General features: G+C 64.6%; 13 protein-coding genes and 1 pseudogene. 7 read left to right on the plus strand and 7 right to left on the minus strand.

Annotation, left to right across the window (positions count from 1 at the left end; genetic code table 11):
- Nucleotides 1-11: 11 nt before the first annotated feature.
- A complete protein-coding gene (locus KZJ38_RS14925) occupies nt 12-884 on the plus strand; it encodes an efflux RND transporter periplasmic adaptor subunit (RefSeq protein WP_219796766.1) in 873 nt (290 codons plus the stop codon).
- A gap of 72 nt (nt 885-956) precedes the next feature.
- Here KZJ38_RS14925 and KZJ38_RS14930 read toward each other — a convergent pair whose 3' ends face one another.
- The 3 genes from KZJ38_RS14930 to purT all read right to left on the minus strand — a co-directional run bounded on the left by KZJ38_RS14930 (nt 957) and on the right by purT (nt 4,723).
- A complete protein-coding gene (locus tag KZJ38_RS14930; RefSeq protein WP_219796768.1) occupies nt 957-2,426 on the minus strand; it encodes a DEAD/DEAH box helicase in 1,470 nt (489 codons plus the stop codon).
- A 592-nt stretch (nt 2,427-3,018) separates the two neighbouring features.
- Nucleotides 3,019-3,417: an MliC family protein gene (locus KZJ38_RS14935; protein WP_219796770.1), complete on the minus strand. Its 399-nt coding sequence runs from the start codon at nt 3,415-3,417 to the stop codon at nt 3,019-3,021.
- 91 nt (nt 3,418-3,508) lie between these two features.
- On the minus strand, nt 3,509-4,723 hold the full coding sequence (gene purT, locus KZJ38_RS14940; protein WP_219796772.1) for a formate-dependent phosphoribosylglycinamide formyltransferase: 1,215 nt from the start codon (nt 4,721-4,723) through the stop codon (nt 3,509-3,511).
- Between the two features lie 404 nt (nt 4,724-5,127).
- Between purT and KZJ38_RS14945 the strand changes: the two genes are divergently transcribed.
- The 3 genes and pseudogenes from KZJ38_RS14945 to KZJ38_RS37145 all read left to right on the plus strand — a co-directional run bounded on the left by KZJ38_RS14945 (nt 5,128) and on the right by KZJ38_RS37145 (nt 9,843).
- The gene (locus KZJ38_RS14945) at nt 5,128-5,634 is read left to right on the plus strand and encodes an META domain-containing protein (protein ID WP_246641775.1); all 507 of its coding nucleotides are present in this window, start codon (nt 5,128-5,130) and stop codon (nt 5,632-5,634) included.
- A gap of 93 nt (nt 5,635-5,727) precedes the next feature.
- Nucleotides 5,728-9,580 (plus strand): annotated as a pseudogene (locus tag KZJ38_RS14950) (DNA translocase FtsK); the annotation flags it as partial.
- 98 nt (nt 9,581-9,678) lie between these two features.
- Complete coding sequence (locus KZJ38_RS37145) at nt 9,679-9,843, plus strand: DNA translocase FtsK (RefSeq protein WP_425518359.1); 165 nt, start codon at nt 9,679-9,681, stop codon at nt 9,841-9,843.
- 72 nt (nt 9,844-9,915) lie between these two features.
- On the opposite strand, the gene KZJ38_RS14955 is transcribed toward KZJ38_RS37145, so the two are convergent.
- Together KZJ38_RS14955 and KZJ38_RS14960 are read right to left on the minus strand one after the other, a co-directional pair.
- Nucleotides 9,916-10,485: an antimicrobial peptide resistance and lipid A acylation PagP gene (locus KZJ38_RS14955; protein WP_219796778.1), complete on the minus strand. Its 570-nt coding sequence runs from the start codon at nt 10,483-10,485 to the stop codon at nt 9,916-9,918.
- Between the two features lie 107 nt (nt 10,486-10,592).
- On the minus strand, nt 10,593-11,750 hold the full coding sequence (locus tag KZJ38_RS14960; RefSeq protein ID WP_246641485.1) for a lactonase family protein: 1,158 nt from the start codon (nt 11,748-11,750) through the stop codon (nt 10,593-10,595).
- A 361-nt stretch (nt 11,751-12,111) separates the two neighbouring features.
- Here KZJ38_RS14960 and KZJ38_RS14965 point away from each other — a divergent pair, with 361 nt between their 5' ends.
- Nucleotides 12,112-12,252 (plus strand): DUF3096 domain-containing protein, encoded by a 141-nt coding sequence (locus tag KZJ38_RS14965; RefSeq protein WP_175113261.1) that lies wholly within the window; start codon nt 12,112-12,114, stop codon nt 12,250-12,252.
- A 232-nt stretch (nt 12,253-12,484) separates the two neighbouring features.
- Here the strand turns inward: KZJ38_RS14965 and KZJ38_RS14970 are convergent, their stop codons facing one another.
- Nucleotides 12,485-12,730, minus strand: coding sequence for a hypothetical protein (locus KZJ38_RS14970; protein ID WP_219796781.1), 246 nt, complete (start codon nt 12,728-12,730; stop codon nt 12,485-12,487).
- A gap of 285 nt (nt 12,731-13,015) precedes the next feature.
- On the opposite strand from KZJ38_RS14970, the gene KZJ38_RS14975 reads away from it, so the two are divergent.
- Nucleotides 13,016-14,884 (plus strand): glycoside hydrolase family 15 protein, encoded by a 1,869-nt coding sequence (locus tag KZJ38_RS14975; protein WP_219796783.1) that lies wholly within the window; start codon nt 13,016-13,018, stop codon nt 14,882-14,884.
- 194 nt (nt 14,885-15,078) lie between these two features.
- A complete protein-coding gene (locus KZJ38_RS14980) occupies nt 15,079-16,356 on the plus strand; it encodes a polyhydroxyalkanoate depolymerase (protein ID WP_219796785.1) in 1,278 nt (425 codons plus the stop codon).
- 114 nt (nt 16,357-16,470) lie between these two features.
- Here the strand turns inward: KZJ38_RS14980 and KZJ38_RS14985 are convergent, their stop codons facing one another.
- Complete coding sequence (locus KZJ38_RS14985) at nt 16,471-17,103, minus strand: TetR/AcrR family transcriptional regulator (RefSeq protein WP_219796787.1); 633 nt, start codon at nt 17,101-17,103, stop codon at nt 16,471-16,473.
- Nucleotides 17,104-17,378 lie beyond the last annotated feature (275 nt).

A 17,378-nucleotide genomic window follows, 5' to 3' on the forward strand; every position in this document is an offset into this window, starting at 1 on the left:
AGAGTCACATCATGACCATCCGTAACATCCTCGGGTTTATCGCGACTGCGGCGATTTTCGTCGTCGCGGTGCTGATCGGCCGCGCGCTGTGGGTTCACTACATGGACGAACCGTGGACGCGCGACGGCCGCGTGCGCGCCGAAGTGATCAATATCGCGCCCGATGTGTCGGGCGCCGTCGTCGAACTGCCGGTACGCGACAACCAGTTCGTCAAGAAAGGCGACCTGCTGATGCAGATCGACCCGTCGCACTATCAGATCGCGGTCGAGCAGGCGCAGGCGGCCGTCGCCGCGCGCAAGGCCGAGTTGCAGATGCGCCGCGACGACGCAAAACGGCGCGCCGATATGGACAGTCTCGTGGTGTCGAAGGAGTCGCGCGAAAACGCGACGCATACGGCCAATTCAGCCGAGGCGCAGTATCAGCAGGCCATCGCCGCGCTCGATGCGGCAAAGCTCAATCTCGAGCGCACGCGCGTGATCGCGCCCGTCGACGGCTATGTGACGAACCTCAACGTTTATCGCGGCGACTATGCGATCGCGGGGTCGGCGAAGCTTGCGATCGTCGATAGCCATTCGTTCTGGGTTTATGGCTACTTCGAGGAAACGAAGCTGCCGCACGTGCGCGTCGGCGATGCGGCGGAAATGCGGCTGATGAGCGGCGGCGTGCTGCGCGGCCATGTCGAAAGCATTTCGCGCGGTATTTACGACCGCGACAATCCCGAAAGCCGCGAACTGCTCGCCGACGTCAATCCGACCTTCAACTGGGTTCGGCTCGCGCAGCGCGTGCCGGTGCGCATCAAGATCGATTCGGTGCCCGACGGCGTGCTGCTGTCGGCGGGCACGACCTGTACGGTGGTGGTGACGCCGTCGACGTCGAAGAAATAGGCGCGGCGACGACTGCGGAACGGAGAAAGACGGGACGCCGGGCCATCGAGGCCCGGCTAGTCAGAGGGGAGATCAGGAAGACGAAGGAGTCTTGCGCGGCATGCCGAAGCCGCCAAGCAGCGCCGCGAGCGGCTGCTTCGACGCCGGCTTTTGCGGTGCGCCGTCGGTTTCGTCGCGCTTCGCCGATGCCGCGGACAGCGCGCTCGGCGACGGCTCGTACGGCTTCAGGAAGAAGTCGTCGATCGGCGGCTGACGGTGCGAATGCGAAGCGCCGCGCTCGAAACCTCCACCCGAACGGCGCCGGCTGTTGCCGCGGTCGTCGCGCTCGTCGCGGCTACGACGGCCGCCGCGATCGTCGTGATGGTGCCGTACCGGCGCATCGACAACGAGCCGTTGCACTTCGAGCGGCCGCTTGATCAGCTTCTCGATGTCCTGCAACTGCTTGCGCTCGTTCCCGCTGAACAGCGACAGCGCGTCGCCCGACGCACCCGCGCGGCCCGTGCGGCCGATCCGGTGCACGTAGTCTTCCGCGTTGAACGGCAAATCGAAGTTGATTACCGCGGGCAGTTCGGCGATATCGAGGCCGCGCGCCGCGACGTCGGTAGCGACGAGCGCTTCGATTTCGCCGCGCTTGAAGGCGTCGAGCGCCTGCATGCGCTCGCTTTGCGTACGATCGCCGTGAATCGCCGTGGCGACCACGCCGTCGCGCTCGAGCTGCCGCGCGAGCCGGCTTGCACCGATCTTGCTGTTGCAGAACACGATGACCTGCTTGAGGCTGCGCTCGCGGATCAACTGCACGACGGCGCCGGTCTTGTCGCCTTCCGCGACTTCATAAACGATTTGCGTGACGTTGGTAGCCGTCGAGTTGCTACGCGCGACTTCGATGGTCTGCGGGTCGCGCAGGTAAGTGGCCGCCAGCTTCTTGATCTCGCCCGAGAACGTCGCCGAGAAGAGCAGCGTCTGGCGCTCTTTCGGCAGCAGGTTCAGGATGCGCTGCAGGTCGGGCAGAAAACCCATATCGAGCATGCGGTCCGCCTCGTCGAGCACGAGGATCTGCACCTGGCCGAGATTCGCGGTTTTCTGCTGCACGTGATCGAGCAGACGCCCCGGCGTCGCAATCAGGATTTCGACGCCGCGCCGCAGTTCCGCCGATTGCGGGTTCATATCGACGCCACCGAATACGACCGCGCTGCGTAGCGGCGTGTGCTTCGCATACGCCTGCACGTTTGCGGCGACCTGGTCGGCGAGTTCGCGCGTCGGTGTCAGGATCAGCGCGCGCACCGGATGGCGCGCCGGCGACGCGCTCGTGCTTGCCGCCGGCAACAGGCGCTGGATGATCGGCAGCGAGAAGCTGGCGGTCTTGCCAGTGCCGGTCTGCGCGGCGCCCATCACGTCGCGGCCGGCCAGCACGACAGGAATCGCCTGCGCCTGGATCGGCGTCGGCGTCGTGTAGCCCTGCTCCGCGATGGCTTTCAGAATGTCGGCCGACAGGCCGAACTGGTCGAAGGTCGCGGTGCTAGGAGTGACAACTGTGTCGGACATGGTGGCTGCTATCGCTAAAAATGCGCCTGCGCGCTACGGCGCGTGGCCTGGGGTACTAACTGACCTGAACGGCGGCCGCCTGAGTGGTCACTACGGTGGCAACTACATGGCCACTGCGGACCACTGCGAACCGCTGCGCGAGCACGCGGCGAGCTTGCGCGCCGTTTGACTATCTGGTGAAGCGGCCGGCGCCGCCGAAAGCATCAGGATGAACGCTGAGCACGCGATGTGCCGCAAGCGCGCCGCATGATCGAACGCAAAGCGGGTAATCGGAGCGACATGGCGGCCGATATCCTGGCCGGGACCCGCGTTGGCGCCCCGGTTGGCACTCCGGCCGGTATCCCGGTTGATACCCCGCTGGTACCCCACTGGTGCACCGATACGCGCAAAACAAGGCAAATCGGCCCGCTTCAGGCGGCGCAAACACCCGCCGCAAAGGGCGCTATTGTAGCACTTCGACGCAAGCGGCTCCGATGGGCCTTTGACAGATGCCGCTTCGGCGGCTATCGCGTGCGCGACGGTCGATCAGCCAAAACCAGAAGACTGGCGCGCGCTTGCGACAATTACATGACAGGCGCGGCCAAAGCAGGCATTAGCGCACGATCGTCACGCAATCGGACACGATCGGCGGCGCATTCGGCCCTCCTTCCCTCGAGTCGTACAGGTCCGCGCGCGGACCTTTCGTCCACCACGTATAGCTGCCTGCCTGATATCGGACACCGGAGCCCGATATCGTATTCACGAACAGCATCTGCTTGCCGTCGACGGGCACGACCGCGAAGCTTTGACCGTTTGTCGCGCTCAGGTACGTGACGTTCAGAGTACGGCCTCTCGCGCACGTGTATTTCTGCGTGTGCGGTTTTTGTGTGCGCAGGTCGCCGAAGCGCGGCGCGCTTCCGCCGGCTGCCACCGCAGCGGCTGGCAGCGCCATCGAAAGCACGATTGAGACAGCGGCAAGCGCCGTCACTGCTGGAATGAACCGCTGATTCATCGAACACTCCGCGTTTTCAGACATCGCGCGGCAAGGCGGCGTTGAACGCTTGGGTCGCTTTGGCCGCCGCCGCACCGACTAACGATGCAAGTTACTTCGCCGAAACCGGCCGCACCGCCGCCGCGGCCTTTTTAGCCCGCGCGCGTGCCTCATCGACATCCACGCCCGTTGCGACCGCGACGCCCATGCGTCGCTTCACGAAACTCTCCGGCTTGCCGAACAGCCGCAGATCGGCGCCGGGCACCGCGAGCGCCTGCGCCACGCCTTCGAACGCAATGCCGGCTTCGTCGAGCCCGCCGTAAATCACCGCCGACGCGCCCGGTGCGCGCAGCGACGTATCGACGGGCAAGCCGAGAATCGCGCGCGCATGCAGTTCGAATTCCGAGAGCCGCTGCGAGGCGAGCGTGACGAGCCCCGTATCGTGCGGGCGCGGACTCACTTCCGAGAACCAGACGTCGTCGCCGCGCACGAACAGCTCGACACCGAACAGGCCGCGGCCGCCGAGCGCCTCGGTGACCTTGTGCGCGACTTCGCGCGTGCGTTCCAGCGCGCGCGGGCTCATCGGTTGCGGTTGCCACGATTCGACATAGTCGCCCGCCACCTGCACGTGGCCGACCGGATCGCAGAAATACGTGCGCGTCTCGCTGCTTGCCGGATCGAGCGCGCGCACGGTCAACTGCGTGATCTCGTATTCGAAGTCGATAAAGCCTTCGACGATCACACGCCCATGATTCACGCGGCCGCCGGCGAGCGCGTACTGCCACGCCGCGTCCACATCGGCGGCGCTCTTCACGACCGACTGCCCCTTGCCCGACGACGACATCACCGGTTTCACGACGCACGGATAGCCGACCTTCGCGATGCCCGCCTTCAGTTCGTCGAGCGAATCGGCAAACGCATACGGCGAGGTCGGCAGGCCAAGCTCTTCGGCCGCGAGGCGGCGGATGCCTTCGCGGTTCATGGTCAGCTGCGTGGCGCGCGCGGTGGGGATCACTTCGGCGACGCCGTCGGTTTCGATCGCCGCGAGCGCGTCGGTGGCGATCGCTTCGATCTCCGGCACGATCAGATGCGGCCGTTCCTTTTCGACGAGCGCGCGCAATGCGGCGGGATCGGTCATGTCAATCACGTGCGCGCGATGCGCGACCTGATGGCCCGGCGCATCCGCATAACGGTCGACCGCGATCACTTCGACGCCAAGACGCTGCAGCGCGATGATCACCTCCTTACCCAGTTCGCCCGCGCCGAGCAGCATGACGCGCGTGGCCGAAGGGGAAAGCGGTGTGCCGATACGTTGGCCGGTCTGCATGGGAACTCCGAACAGGTGCAATGGGTGGATCGAATGAGTGCGGCGATGTTAACATGCGCGGCCCCGATGTCCGCCCCGATGTCCGCCCTGATGTCGCCCTGATGTCGCCCTGATGTCGCCCCGATCTCCGCGCTGATCCACTGCTGCGCCTGGCGCCGGCGAGTGCATGCGCCGTCGCGCGGCCGCGTTGCGCATCGGCGCCGTCCATCCGCGATTCGCACTCGCTTGCCCGGTGCGTAGTGCGTTACCCTTACGCCTTTCCCAGTTTCGACAGGAACGACGCCATGGTCCTCATGTCCGCTGCGCGACGCGTTGCATCGTTGCTTGCTGCCGTGCCGCTTTCACTCGAGAACAGTGGTAAGCAGCACTTCGGCGCACGCGGCAGCGAGCACCGCGCGGCACGCATGCGCGGCGTCGGCGCATTGCTCGCGGCAGCGGCGCTGAGCGCAGCATGCTCGCTGCCGAAGCACACCGATGCGGACGCGCCACCGCCCGATCCGTTCAATCCGGCCGCCACACAACTGCTCGACGACACGAGCTGGCAATTGACGAGCTGGAAGCGCGCGGACGGCGCCACACGCGACGTGCCGCACGGCAGCGAAGGCGACAAAGGCGCCGGCGCGCCGCTCACGTTGACACTGTCGACCGCAAGCGGCCAACGCCGTGCAAGCGGTTTCTCGGGCTGCAACCGCTACACGGGCACGTACATGCTCAGGGACGGCAAACTCAGCTTCGGGCCGCTCGCGGGCACACGCATGGCCTGCGCGGGCGCCGGCGGCAAACTCGAAAGCGATTATCTCGACGCGCTCGCGCATATCGACAAGACCGGCGTGCAGATGCGGCCGCCGCAGGAACTTCAAGTGATTACCGCAACCGGCGACACGCTCGTGTTCGCGCGCAGCGAAAAATGACGACGCGCGATGACGATGCACAAATGAAGCGCTTCGTCAGTTTAAACTCGACGGGTTGCGCTGCGGCGCGTCCGTCATTCGTTGATGTCTAGCATGCATACGGCAGTTTTCGGCTGGTTCGGCGGGTCGACCGTCTGGTTGCTCCCTCTCTTCTGGCGCCTCGTGAAATCCGCGCTGCCGGGCGGCACCGGCCTGCGCGGTCCCGGCACGATCCGGCTGTGGCTCGGCTTTGTCTGCGTGATGGTGGCGAGTTGCACGCTGGAGGCGTCCCTCGTTGATATCGCCGGCATGGACGGCGCGGGTCATGCGCTCGCAAACGGATTTGGCCATTTGCTGGGACGCATCGGCACACTGCTTGTGATGTGCGTGCTGCTCGTGGTGAGCTTGCCGTGGCTGCTCGGCTTTCGCTGGTCGGGCGCGCTTGCGTGGGCCGATACGGCATTCGGCATCGGTCTGCCCGGCATGCGCGGCGCCACGCGGCGCAACCGGCGCGCCGATGACGATGCGGCGGCGGCCCATGCGGCGCGGCATGCCGGGACGCGCGGCAACGCTGGAATCGGCTCAGGCATTCATTCGGGGATCGGGTCGGGAATTCATTCGGGGATCGGGTCAGGCGTTGGCGTCGGCTCCGGCGTCGACCCGCGGATCAACCCGATTCCGCCGCGCTCGAATGGACGATATGCGCGGCCGACTGTCTGGAAGCCGCCCGCAACGACGCGTGGTAAAGGCGCGGCGGGTGCTGCCGGTGCTGCCAGTGCTGCGGGTGCTGCCGGTGCTGCCGGTGTCGCTGGTGCAGCGGGTGCAGCAACGAGTGCAGCCCCCTCAGCTCGCGGCAGCAGTGCTTTGTCCGGCAGCAGCGCCGCAGGGAGCGTGAACGCGCGGAGCGCGCAGTCCGGTGCTGGATGGGCGCCCGCGGAACCGACTGCGCCTGCCGGTTGGCTGCGCGGCGAGTCTGAAGACGCGCAGTCGCGCGATCGGACGCCATCGGCTGCTAGCGGGGCGGGATCTGCGTCGCCGCGCGGCGCGGTGGCGGGCGGCGTCGGCGTTGCGGCTGCGAAAGCCTCAGGTATGTCGGGGCCGCTTTCCGCTGGTGGCCATGCGACCGTGCAGTCTTTCGATGTGACACCTTCGCGCAACAACCCGGCGCAGCGGCCGGCCGCAACATCGCCGAGCCCGGCTGGAGCCGCGGGGTCGAGCGCATCGACGCCCACAGACGGCATGCCGATGCGGCCAGCCCCAACCACGCCGTCGTCGCCTGCAACCGCGCCCGCACCGCAGCCCGGTCGCGCGATCACGCCGGGTACCGCGACACCCGCGCGGCCGAACCCCGCCGCCGGTGCGTCGACACGGTCGCCGGCCATGGGCTTCAAACGTCCTGTGCCGACTGAACCGCGCGTCGAACCGGCGCCGAGCGTGCGCGAAACGCTACGCAGCATCGAAGAAAACACCGCGCGCTGGACGACGCTGGCCGGCGCAAGCCTCGCGCGGCGCAGTCAGGCGGAACCGGCGAAAGCGGCCGGCGCTGATAGCGCGGCGGCAAGCGACGCAGCGGCGACAAGTGCGGAGGCAAAGGACGCGTCCGCGGCAAGTGCGGCGGCAAGCGACGCGTCGGCGACAAGCGCGACGTCAGACGTTGCTTCGGCGAAGCCGGTCGGCATCGATGGCACGATGGACAGTAGCGTGCCCGCGACAAGCAAGCTGTCCGGCGTCACGCCGCAGCAACAGGTTGAGCCGGACCTTGCGCAAAGCCAGCCTGCCGAAAGCCGCGCGACAGCGCACGACGCAGCGGCAGAGAAACCGACGGACATCGCGCCTTCGGACCACAGCGGACACGAATCGCAAAGCTCGACACACAGCCCGCTTGTCGAATTGCCGACGTCGCAAGAGCCATCGATGTCCGCCGCACCGATGGACGATACGCAGCCGCGCGCCGCGCATGACCAATCGCCCACCGCCGACGAGCTAGCTCGCTCCGCAGGCACAACCGACGCGGCAGAAAACGACGCTGCATTGCAGATCGCCTCTGCGTTCACCGCATCGCCCGTCGCGAGCGACACACACGACACACACAAAACCGGCGACATCGGCAACGTCAGCAACGTCGACGACATCAGCGACACATCAAGGGTCTCCGGCGAATCATCTCCGTCCGGCATATCAAGCACATCAGGCGTATCAGGCGCATCAGGCCTATCCGGCGCAATCGACAGCACGTTGAACACCGGCGACGCGCCCTCCCCTGCGCTCCCGATCCCTGCCACCTCGCCGACCCTCGCCCCGTGGGATGAGATCGACGAAACCGTGACAGCATTGCGCACCGGTTCGTCGATGACCTCGCATACGCTATCGACCTCCGCCGCCGTTCCGCTCGATGCACAGACCGCGCGCCAGGGCGCGCCGCAACTGCACATCGTGAACCCGCATGCGATGCAAACACCCGCATCGTCGGTCGAGGAGACAGCATCAGCGTCAGCGCCACAACAGGACACCCCGGACACACCGGATGCGCCTGCAGCCGCATCGGCGCCCTCCAACGTCGTGCAATTCAGAAGCGCCCACGTGGAGCAATCGGCAACGCCCGCGCCGTCGGCCGCACCGGTTGAGCGCGACGACGCAGCACAGCCTGACATCGTTGCACCCGACGCCTCACCCGCACCCGAGCCCTCCCGCGCGCCACTACGCGGCCACGCCGCGACGAGCTTCGAGTTCCACGCGCCCGCGGCCTCGCATATCGAGTTGCCCGGCCTCGGCCTGCTCGCGCCGGCATCGACCGAAGTCGAACCGATCTCCGATGAAAAGCTCGCCGAAACGAGTCAGCTGATCGAGCAACGTCTGCAGGAGTTCAAGGTGCCGGTGACCGTCGTCGGCGCATCGGCCGGTCCCGTCATCACGCGTTTCGAAGTCGAGCCCGCGCTCGGCGTGCGCGGCAGTCAGATCGTCGGCCTGATGAAGGACCTGTCGCGCGGACTTGGCCTCACGTCGATCCGCGTGGTCGAGACGATTCCCGGCAAGACCTGCATGGGCCTCGAGCTGCCGAACGCGAAGCGCCAGATGATCGGCCTCTCCGAAATTCTCGAGGCGAACGTCTATCAGAACTCCGCCTCGAAGCTCACGCTCGCGATGGGCAAGGACATCACCGGGCACCCCGTCGTCACCGATCTCGCGAAGGCGCCGCATATGCTCGTTGCGGGCACAACCGGTTCGGGCAAGTCGGTCGCGATCAACGCGATGATCGTGTCGCTGCTCTACAAGGCGACGCCCGAAGACGTGCGGCTCATCATGATCGACCCGAAGATGCTCGAGCTGTCGGTCTACGAAGGCATTCCGCATCTGCTCGCGCCCGTCGTCACCGATATGAAGCTCGCCGCGAACGCGCTCAACTGGTGTGTCGGCGAGATGGAAAAGCGCTACCGGCTGATGTCGGCCGTCGGCGTGCGCAATCTGGCCGGCTTCAACCAGAAGATCCGCGACGCGCAGGCACATGAGAAAAAGATCGGCAATCCGTTCTCGCTGACGCCCGACGATCCCGAGCCGCTGTCGCCGCTGCCGCTGATCGTCGTCGTGATCGACGAGCTCGCGGACCTGATGATGGTGGCCGGCAAGAAGATCGAAGAGCTGATCGCGCGCCTCGCGCAGAAGGCGCGCGCCGCGGGCATCCACCTGATTCTCGCGACGCAGCGGCCGTCGGTCGACGTGATTACGGGCCTTATCAAGGCCAATATTCCGACGCGCGTCGCGTTCCAGGTGTCGTCGAAGATCGACTCGCGCACGATTCTCGATCAGATGGGCGCCGAGTCGCTGCTGGGCCAGGGCGACATGCTGTTCCTGCCGCCGGGCACCGGCTACCCGCAGCGCGTGCACGGCGCATTCGTCGCCGATGAAGAAGTGCATCGCGTCGTCGAGCATCTGAAGCAGTTCGGCGAGCCGCAGTACGAAGAAGGCATTCTCGACGGACCGGCCACCGATGGCGCGCCGCAAGACCTGTTCGGCGATGCGCCCGACGCCGAGGCCGACCCGCTCTACGACGAAGCGGTCGCCTTCGTCGTGCGCACACGGCGCGCCTCGATCTCCGCGGTGCAGCGGCAATTGCGCATCGGCTATAACCGAGCGGCGCGGCTCGTCGAGCAGATGGAAGCGGCAGGACTGGTGTCGTCGATGGGCGTCAACGGCAGCCGCGAAGTGCTGGCGCCGGGACCGGCACCGGAGTGAGTGCGGAGTGAGCATCGAAGCGCACGCAGGGCGGCAATCCAGCGCCGCCGGCCGCACGCGTCAACGCATCCGTCAAAACTCATAACGCGCCCAGAAGAAAGCAACGTCTCCTTCGTTGACCCCCGGAATACGCGGAATGAACGTCCCCATCAGCGAAGCGTTCCGGTAACGCAGCGATGCGATCGGCAAGGCGAGCGGCACCGGCAGATAGTGTGCGATATCGCTGCGCGCGGTAAAGCCGAGGAAATACCCGCCGCCAACCGACAATCCGCCGAGCACCGGCTTCGTGTACCACTGACGCGCCCAGCCGCCGATCGGCTCTGGATTCTCGTGTGAATCGAGGAAGATGAACGCGAACAGGATGTCGTCGTTGCCGTTCTCGTCGGTGAAATGCTTGCCGGCCCCGCCGCCCCACGAATACGAGTTCAGCGACTGGCGGCGCTCTTCGGTGTAGCCGTTGATGTGCCAGCCGTAGCCGGTCAGGTAGAGGTCCCACGTGCCTTCATGCGCTACGCGTGCGACGCGGGAACAGGCGCGCGCGATCCAGTCCGTCGAGTAGTCGCAATCGGCGTGCGCGGGCAACGGCGCGGTTTGCAGCGTCGTTGCCGTCACCAGCATGACCGTCACGAGCGTCGTTCTCATCGTGGCCCAGTGCGATTACTGCACAACGGCGAAGACGATTGCGGTTACAGCTTCTTGATGCGGCGTATGCTCCACTACTCATCGGCGACAAGCCCATCCGCCCGCGTTCAGGACGGCGATACCCACGCGAAGTCGACCGGCGAGCCGATCTCAAGGCGCGTCGGATTCGCTTCGAGCAGCCCGCTTTGCAGATCGCGCCGGAACACGAAGGCGGTATCGCTGTTCTGGTTGCCGACGATCAGCCAGTGTCCGCTCGGGTCGATCGAAAACTCGCGCGGCGCCTTGCCCAGGCTCGACTGGCGTCCGACTTCATGCAGATGCCCAGTCGCCGGATCGACCGCGTAGATCACGATCTCATTCGCATCGCCGCGATTGCTCGCGTAGAGGAAGCGGCCATCCGGCGACAGGTGAATCGCCGCCGCGCCGACCTCCCCTTTGAAGCCGGGCTTCGTCATCGGCACGCTCTGCACAAGCGCCAGGTTGCCGTCGCGATAGTCGAACACGTCGACCGTCGCCGCCAGTTCGCTCGTCAGATACGCATGCTTGCCGTCCGGCGCAAACACGAGATGCCGCGGCCCCGTGCCGGCCTTCATATCGACATAGCGACGCTCGGTCGGGCCGAGCAATCCGCGGCTGCCATCGGGCGTGTAGCGATACGAAAAGAGCTTGTCGGCACCGAGATCCTGCGCGAACAGATAGTGCCCGTCGGGCGAAAACACCGTCGAATGCACGTGCGCGTTGTCCTGCCGCCCCTTCACCGGCCCGTTGCCTTCATGGTGCACGGTCAGCACGGCCTTACCGACCTTGCCGTCGGCCTCGAGCGGAAACACCGCGAAGCTGCCGCCCGGATCGGCCGCCACCGAATAGTTGGCTGTGGTCAGGTATCGGCCATCGGGCGAGATGCTCAGATAGCACGGGTCGTTGCCCTCGGACGAGACCTTGTTCAGGAACGTTAATTGCCCGCTTTTCGCGTCGAACCTGAACGCGCTGATATCGCCGCGCGTCGTGGCCGGCCCGTTGTCGCCCGGCAATTCGTTGACCGCGTACACGAAGCGGCCGTCGCGGCTGGCGACGAGATACGACGGATTCACGGTCTGCGCGGACGATACGCGCGACGCCTGCCCGGTCTTCGTGTCGAAGCGATAGACGTAGATGCCCTCGCTCTTCGGCCCCGTGTAGGTGCCGACCAGCAGGTCGTAGACGCCGTCGGCGGGAGGCGTTGCGGTACCTTGTGCGGACGCGGACGTGGCAAGGATCGAGACCATGAGTGCAAGACCTTTTATGATCGAGGCTGTCGAAGTGGAAAACCGCAGTGGAAACCGGAGCGCAAACCGACGCCCGAATGGCCGTGACGCGGAGCGAGCCGCGGCGCGGTTGAAGCAATGCATAACGGTCTCCTCTGACATCGGTTCGTTCGGCTCTTGCGGTGTGGGCGGCGTCGGCGGTGGCGTGCGGTCTGCCGCACGCGCATGCGGATTGATTGCAGTTCGCTTGCCGGCTGGCCGGCGATACTGGCACATGCGCGCCGCAGGTGTAGCGAGTCGGTGTAGTTGGTTGTACGCGCAAGTATAGAAGCGTTACCGCCTTTCGAGGCTCAATCAGGCTAACTCAAACAACGGAGTCTTCATGAACGTCACTCTCAGTCTCGGACCGCTCGTCTCGTTGATCGCAGGCATTCTGATTCTGGTCATGCCACGCCTGCTCAACTACATCGTCGCGCTGTATCTGATCATCATCGGCGTGATCGGATTATTCGGCATGAAGTAGAAGTCAGGCCGCGCGCCTGGCCGACGGGCGGGCCGTTTTTGACGTTCACGCGGGCTCGCACGCTCGATCGCTCCGCTCGCGCACACGGCACGTAGCGGGTCCAACATAAATCGTTACGCGCAAAGCATCATCCCGCGCACCATTTCGTTGCGCGGGAGCGTTGCCTGAGGTGACGTGGAAAGGCCGAACGAAGCGGCCGGTCGAAGCGGTTACGCGCTTGCCCTCGATTCGCTCAACCGTTTGCCAGTTGGTCCAGACGCAAGCGGCCCTGCAGCGACAGACCACCGACGGCATAATGACCACCGGCTTCGCTATAACGTTTGAAACACGCACGCTCGATCAGAAACGAGGCAGCGGTTTCCATGCCGTTACGAGTCAGACCGAGCGAACGGCAATCGAGAGACAACAGCTTACCGTCAGGCAATTCGCTGGCGGCGGACAGAATGGTGATGCAATCGGTTTTCGACGGGTTCAGCATGGCTTTCGTCCTCGAAACTGCACCTTGGGCGCGAACCGGCGACGATGTAGGGAACAAGGCCGCCGCTCACATGACATATCCTGGGAAGTCTGATTGTAGGCATTGGAAATGAGGCCTGCCAATACTCAATTTCTCCTGCTTGCGTTAAATCAATATGAACAACGCCGCTCCGGTAAGATCGGCGTTTGATGTACGGGCGCATTCGCGCGATGCGCATATTTTACTCATCGCTTTATCCGATCGCTTGATCGAATTCAGCCGAATTTCACGCCGAATTTGACCTCTATGCCCGCACCCATTGAAGACTACGCACTCGTCGGCGACGGCCATACGGCCGCACTGATTTCCCGCGATGGTTCCGTCGACTGGCTTTGCTGGCCGCGCTTCGATTCCGGCGCGTGCTTCGCCGCGCTGCTCGGTACCGAAGACAACGGCCGCTGGCTGATCGCGCCATGCGGCGACAACCCGAAGTCCACGCGACGCCGCTATCGCGGCGAAACGCTGATCCTCGAGACCGACTACGAAACGCCGGACGGCGCCGTCACCGTCGTCGATTTCATGCCGCCCGGCAACGGCTGGTCGGAACTGATCCGCGTCGTGGTCGGCAAACGCGGCACCGTGAAGATGCAGATGGAACTCGTGCTGCGCTTCGACTACGGCTTCTCGATTCCGTGGGTGAGCCGCCTGATGCACGACAGCGGCATCAAGGCGATCGTCGGCCCTGATACCGTCGCGCTGCGCACGCCCGTCGAACTCAAAGGCGAGAACATGCGCACGGTCGCGGAGTTCACCGTGTCAGAAGGCGAGCGCGTGCCGTTCTCGCTCACCTACTCCGCATCGCATCTGCGCATTCCGCCGGCGCACGATCCGCTGACCGCGCTGGCGCGCACCGAAAATCACTGGCTCGAATGGTCGTCGCGCAGCACCGTCGAAGGCCGCTACGCGAAAGAGATCCAGCGCTCGCTCATTACGCTGAAGGCGCTCGCCTACGAGCCGACCGGCGGCATCGTCGCCGCGCCGACCACCTCGCTGCCGGAGCAACTGGGCGGCACACGTAACTGGGACTACCGCTACGTATGGCTCCGTGACGCGACCATCACCCTGCTCGCGATGATGCGCGGCGGCTACTACGACGAAGCGCGCGCGTGGCGCACGTGGCTAGGCCGCGTGATGGCGGGCGCGCCGGAGCAGGTGCAGATCATGTACGGCCTCGCCGGCGAGCGGCGCCTGCCCGAATTCGAAATCGAATGGCTGCCAGGCTATCAGGGCGCGAAACCGGTACGCATCGGCAATAACGCGGTCGGCCAGTTGCAGCTCGACGTCTACGGCGAAGTGATGAACGCATTGCACCTTGCGCGCGTCGGCGGCTTGCAGGCCGACGAGACCGCGTGGAACGTGCAGCGCGCGATGCTCGCCCACCTCGAGACGATCTGGGAAGAACCCGACGAAGGTATCTGGGAAACGCGCGGCGGACGCCAGCACTTCACCTTCTCGAAGGTCATGGCATGGGTCGCCTACGACCGCGCGATCAGGTCCGCCGAGTCATTCGACCTGCCGGCGCCGCTCGACCACTGGCGCGAGATGCGCGCGCGCATCCATGCGGACGTCTGCATGAAAAGCTGGAATCCCGAACTCAACGCCTTTACTCAAATCTATGGGGGCAGCGAACTTGATGCAAGCGTGCTATTGTTACCCCTGCTCGGTTTCCTGCCGCCGTCCGATCCGCGCATCGCGGGCACCGTCGACGCCATCGAGAAATATTTGATGCACGACGGATTCGTGATGCGCTATCGTACGACCCGCGTCGACGACGGCTTGCCGCCGGGCGAGGGTACATTCCTTGCGTGTTCATTCTGGTTCGTGGACAACCTTGCGCTGCAGGGGCGAGTCGAGGAAGCGCGCGAGATGTACGAGCGCCTGCTGTCGCTTTCCAACGACGTCGGTTTGCTGGCCGAGGAATACGATCCGACCGCCGGACGCCTCGTCGGTAATTTCCCGCAAGGGTTTTCTCATGTCGCGCTCGTGCATACGGGGCTCAATCTGATGAAGCACGAGCAGGAAATGGCGAAGGCCACCGGCCAGCCGCCGCATAACGGGGAAGGACCGGCGGGCGGCGCTTTGAACGCCGACGCACAACCGTCGCCCGTAGCATGATCAGATGATGCTTTTGATGACATTCCGTTTGTGGCCTGCCGCACCGTTGCTGCGTTGCACAACATCGCGCGCGCGGATATCATCGACGAGTCTGTCGGCCGACAATTTCGATTTCAACAACCCGTCCGGGCCGCCTCGACGCTACGCGTGCTTTCGCGCAGCCCCGCGCGCACCGCAATAACGCTGGAGCGACCATGCTCTATCAACTTCACGAATTCCAGCGGGCACTTTTAAGTCCGCTTACCGCCTGGGCTCAGGCCGCATCGAAGTCGTTCGCGAATCCGGCCAGTCCGCTCGCGTATGTGCCCGGCGCAACCCGGCTATCGGCTGGCTACGAACTGCTGTACCGGCTTGGCAAAGACTACGAAAAGCCCGAGTTCGATCTGCACCAGATCGTTAAAGACGGTCACAACATTCCGATCGTCGAGCAGACGATCATCGAAAAGTCGTTCTGCCGGCTGCTGCGTTTCAAGCGCTTCGCCGACGATAGCGACGCGGTCGCGCAACTGAAGGACGAGCCTGTCGTGCTGGTCTGCGCGCCGCTGTCGGGGCACCACGCCACGCTATTGCGCGACACGGTGCGCACGCTGCTGCAAGACCACAAGGTGTACATCACCGACTGGATTGATGCGCGCATGGTGCCGTTCGAAGACGGCCCGTTCGATCTCGACGACTACATCGCGTACATCCAGGAATTCATCCGCCATATCGGCGCGAAGAACCTGCACGTTATTTCGGTGTGCCAGCCGACCGTGCCGGTGCTCGCCGCAATCTCGCTGATGGCAAGCCGCGGCGAAGACACGCCGCGCACGATGACGATGATGGGCGGCCCGATCGACGCGCGCAAAAGCCCGACTTCGGTCAACTCGCTCGCCACGCAGCACTCGCTCAACTGGTTCGAGACGAACGTGATCTACAACGTGCCGTCGAATTATCCGGGCGTCGGGCGCCGCGTTTATCCGGGCTTCCTGCAGCATGCGGGCTTCGTTGCGATGAATCCGGAACGGCACGCGGCGTCGCATTGGGACTTCTACCAGAGCATGTTGCGCGGCGACGAAGAGGATGCCGAAGCACATCGCCGTTTCTATGACGAATACAACGCGGTGCTCGATATGGCCGCCGAGTACTATCTTCAGACGATCCAGGTTGTGTTCCAGGAGTTCCGGCTCGCGGAAGGCACGTGGGAAGTCGCGGGAGAACCGGTGCGTCCGCAGGACATCAAGCACACAGCACTCTTCACGATCGAAGGCGAGCTCGACGACATTTCAGGCAGCGGACAGACGCACGCCGCGCAGGAACTGTGCACGGGCATTGCGGCGAAGCATCGCCAGCACTTCACCGCGGAGAAATGCGGCCACTACGGCATTTTCTCGGGCCGCCGCTGGCGCACGATCATTTATCCGCAGATTCGCGACTTTATCCTCGAGCACAACAAGGCAAAGAAGCCCGAAGTCGAGCAGGTCGAGGCTTAACGAAGCGCAAGCAGCGCGGACGCAACAAAACGGCGGCACCTCTTCGAGGCGTCGCCGTTTTTCTTTGCATTGCGCTTTTGCTCGCCACGCCGTAAGCAAGGCGAGCAAACGCGATCAACGTCGCAGCAGATACGCGAGCAGAATTTCCGTGTTCATCTGAATGATCTCGCTGCGCTCCGCGGCCGCACTGAAGTCGCGCGCAAGCGTCGCTTCGAGCGTGAAGCGGTTCGACACGATGTAGTACCCCATGCCGGAGAGCGTCACGTAAAAGCGCAGCGGGTCGACGTTCGTGCGAAACAGCCCGGCACGCTGACCGCGCTCGAGAATGCCGCCGAGCGTCGCGACGATCGGTGAGATCATCTCGCGAATACGCGTGGACTTCCGCATATATCGCGCCTCGTGCAGATTCTCGTTGTTGATAAGCCGCAGCAGTTCCGGGTGATCGCGATAGTAGTCCCACACGAAGTGCGCGAGACGCGTGATCGCTTCGACCGGCGCGACGCCTGCGAGGTCGAGCGTGCGCTCGGCTTCGGTGAGCGCGCTGAACGCGTGTTCGAGTACTGCGGTAAACAGCTGCTCCTTGCTACCGAAGTAGTAATAGAGCATGCGTTCGTTGGTTTCCGCGCGGCGGGCAATCTGATCGACGCGTGCGCCGAACAACCCACCATTCGCGAACTCCTCGGCCGCCGCGAGCAGAATACGGCGACGGGTGCCTTCAGGATCTCTTTTGATTTTCGGCTGATTCATGGTGGCAGCGTGCTTCGTGAGCCGCGTATTCCGGATCACACCGCCAGCTTCATGGCCAGGCTTCCTGGTCGAAGCGGCATGGCGGCGTTGCGCGGGCTGGTTGGTGGGAAACACCGTCCTGCGGTCATTCGTAAAGCGCTTCGATTATGGCACATGGTTTGGTAATGGCAACTGGGGAAATCGGCGATAATGCGGATTCGGCCAAAGCCTTGTCGCACAAGCCGCGCGCGGCGGAAGCACCTCTCATATGGGCTTGCGTCGTAGTGAGTCGCACG

This window comes from Paraburkholderia edwinii (genome assembly GCF_019428685.1).
Lineage (GTDB): Bacteria > Pseudomonadota > Gammaproteobacteria > Burkholderiales > Burkholderiaceae > Paraburkholderia > Paraburkholderia edwinii.

What these genes read in the sequence shown, in the direction of transcription:
- KZJ38_RS14975 (WP_219796783.1), top strand. Translation starts at nt 13,016, where the DNA reads ATGCCCGCACCCATTGAAGACTACGCACTCGTCGGCGACGGCCATACG.
- KZJ38_RS14935 (WP_219796770.1), bottom strand. Translation starts at nt 3,417, where the DNA reads ATGAATCAGCGGTTCATTCCAGCAGTGACGGCGCTTGCCGCTGTCTCA.
- purT (WP_219796772.1), bottom strand. Translation starts at nt 4,723, where the DNA reads ATGCAGACCGGCCAACGTATCGGCACACCGCTTTCCCCTTCGGCCACG.
- KZJ38_RS14965 (WP_175113261.1), top strand. Translation starts at nt 12,112, where the DNA reads ATGAACGTCACTCTCAGTCTCGGACCGCTCGTCTCGTTGATCGCAGGC.
- KZJ38_RS14980 (WP_219796785.1), top strand. Translation starts at nt 15,079, where the DNA reads ATGCTCTATCAACTTCACGAATTCCAGCGGGCACTTTTAAGTCCGCTT.
- KZJ38_RS14960 (WP_246641485.1), bottom strand. Translation starts at nt 11,750, where the DNA reads ATGGTCTCGATCCTTGCCACGTCCGCGTCCGCACAAGGTACCGCAACG.
- KZJ38_RS14955 (WP_219796778.1), bottom strand. Translation starts at nt 10,485, where the DNA reads ATGAGAACGACGCTCGTGACGGTCATGCTGGTGACGGCAACGACGCTG.
- KZJ38_RS14970 (WP_219796781.1), bottom strand. Translation starts at nt 12,730, where the DNA reads ATGCTGAACCCGTCGAAAACCGATTGCATCACCATTCTGTCCGCCGCC.
- KZJ38_RS14985 (WP_219796787.1), bottom strand. Translation starts at nt 17,103, where the DNA reads ATGAATCAGCCGAAAATCAAAAGAGATCCTGAAGGCACCCGTCGCCGT.
- KZJ38_RS14945 (WP_246641775.1), top strand. Translation starts at nt 5,128, where the DNA reads ATGCGCGGCGTCGGCGCATTGCTCGCGGCAGCGGCGCTGAGCGCAGCA.
- KZJ38_RS14930 (WP_219796768.1), bottom strand. Translation starts at nt 2,426, where the DNA reads ATGTCCGACACAGTTGTCACTCCTAGCACCGCGACCTTCGACCAGTTC.
- KZJ38_RS14925 (WP_219796766.1), top strand. Translation starts at nt 12, where the DNA reads ATGACCATCCGTAACATCCTCGGGTTTATCGCGACTGCGGCGATTTTC.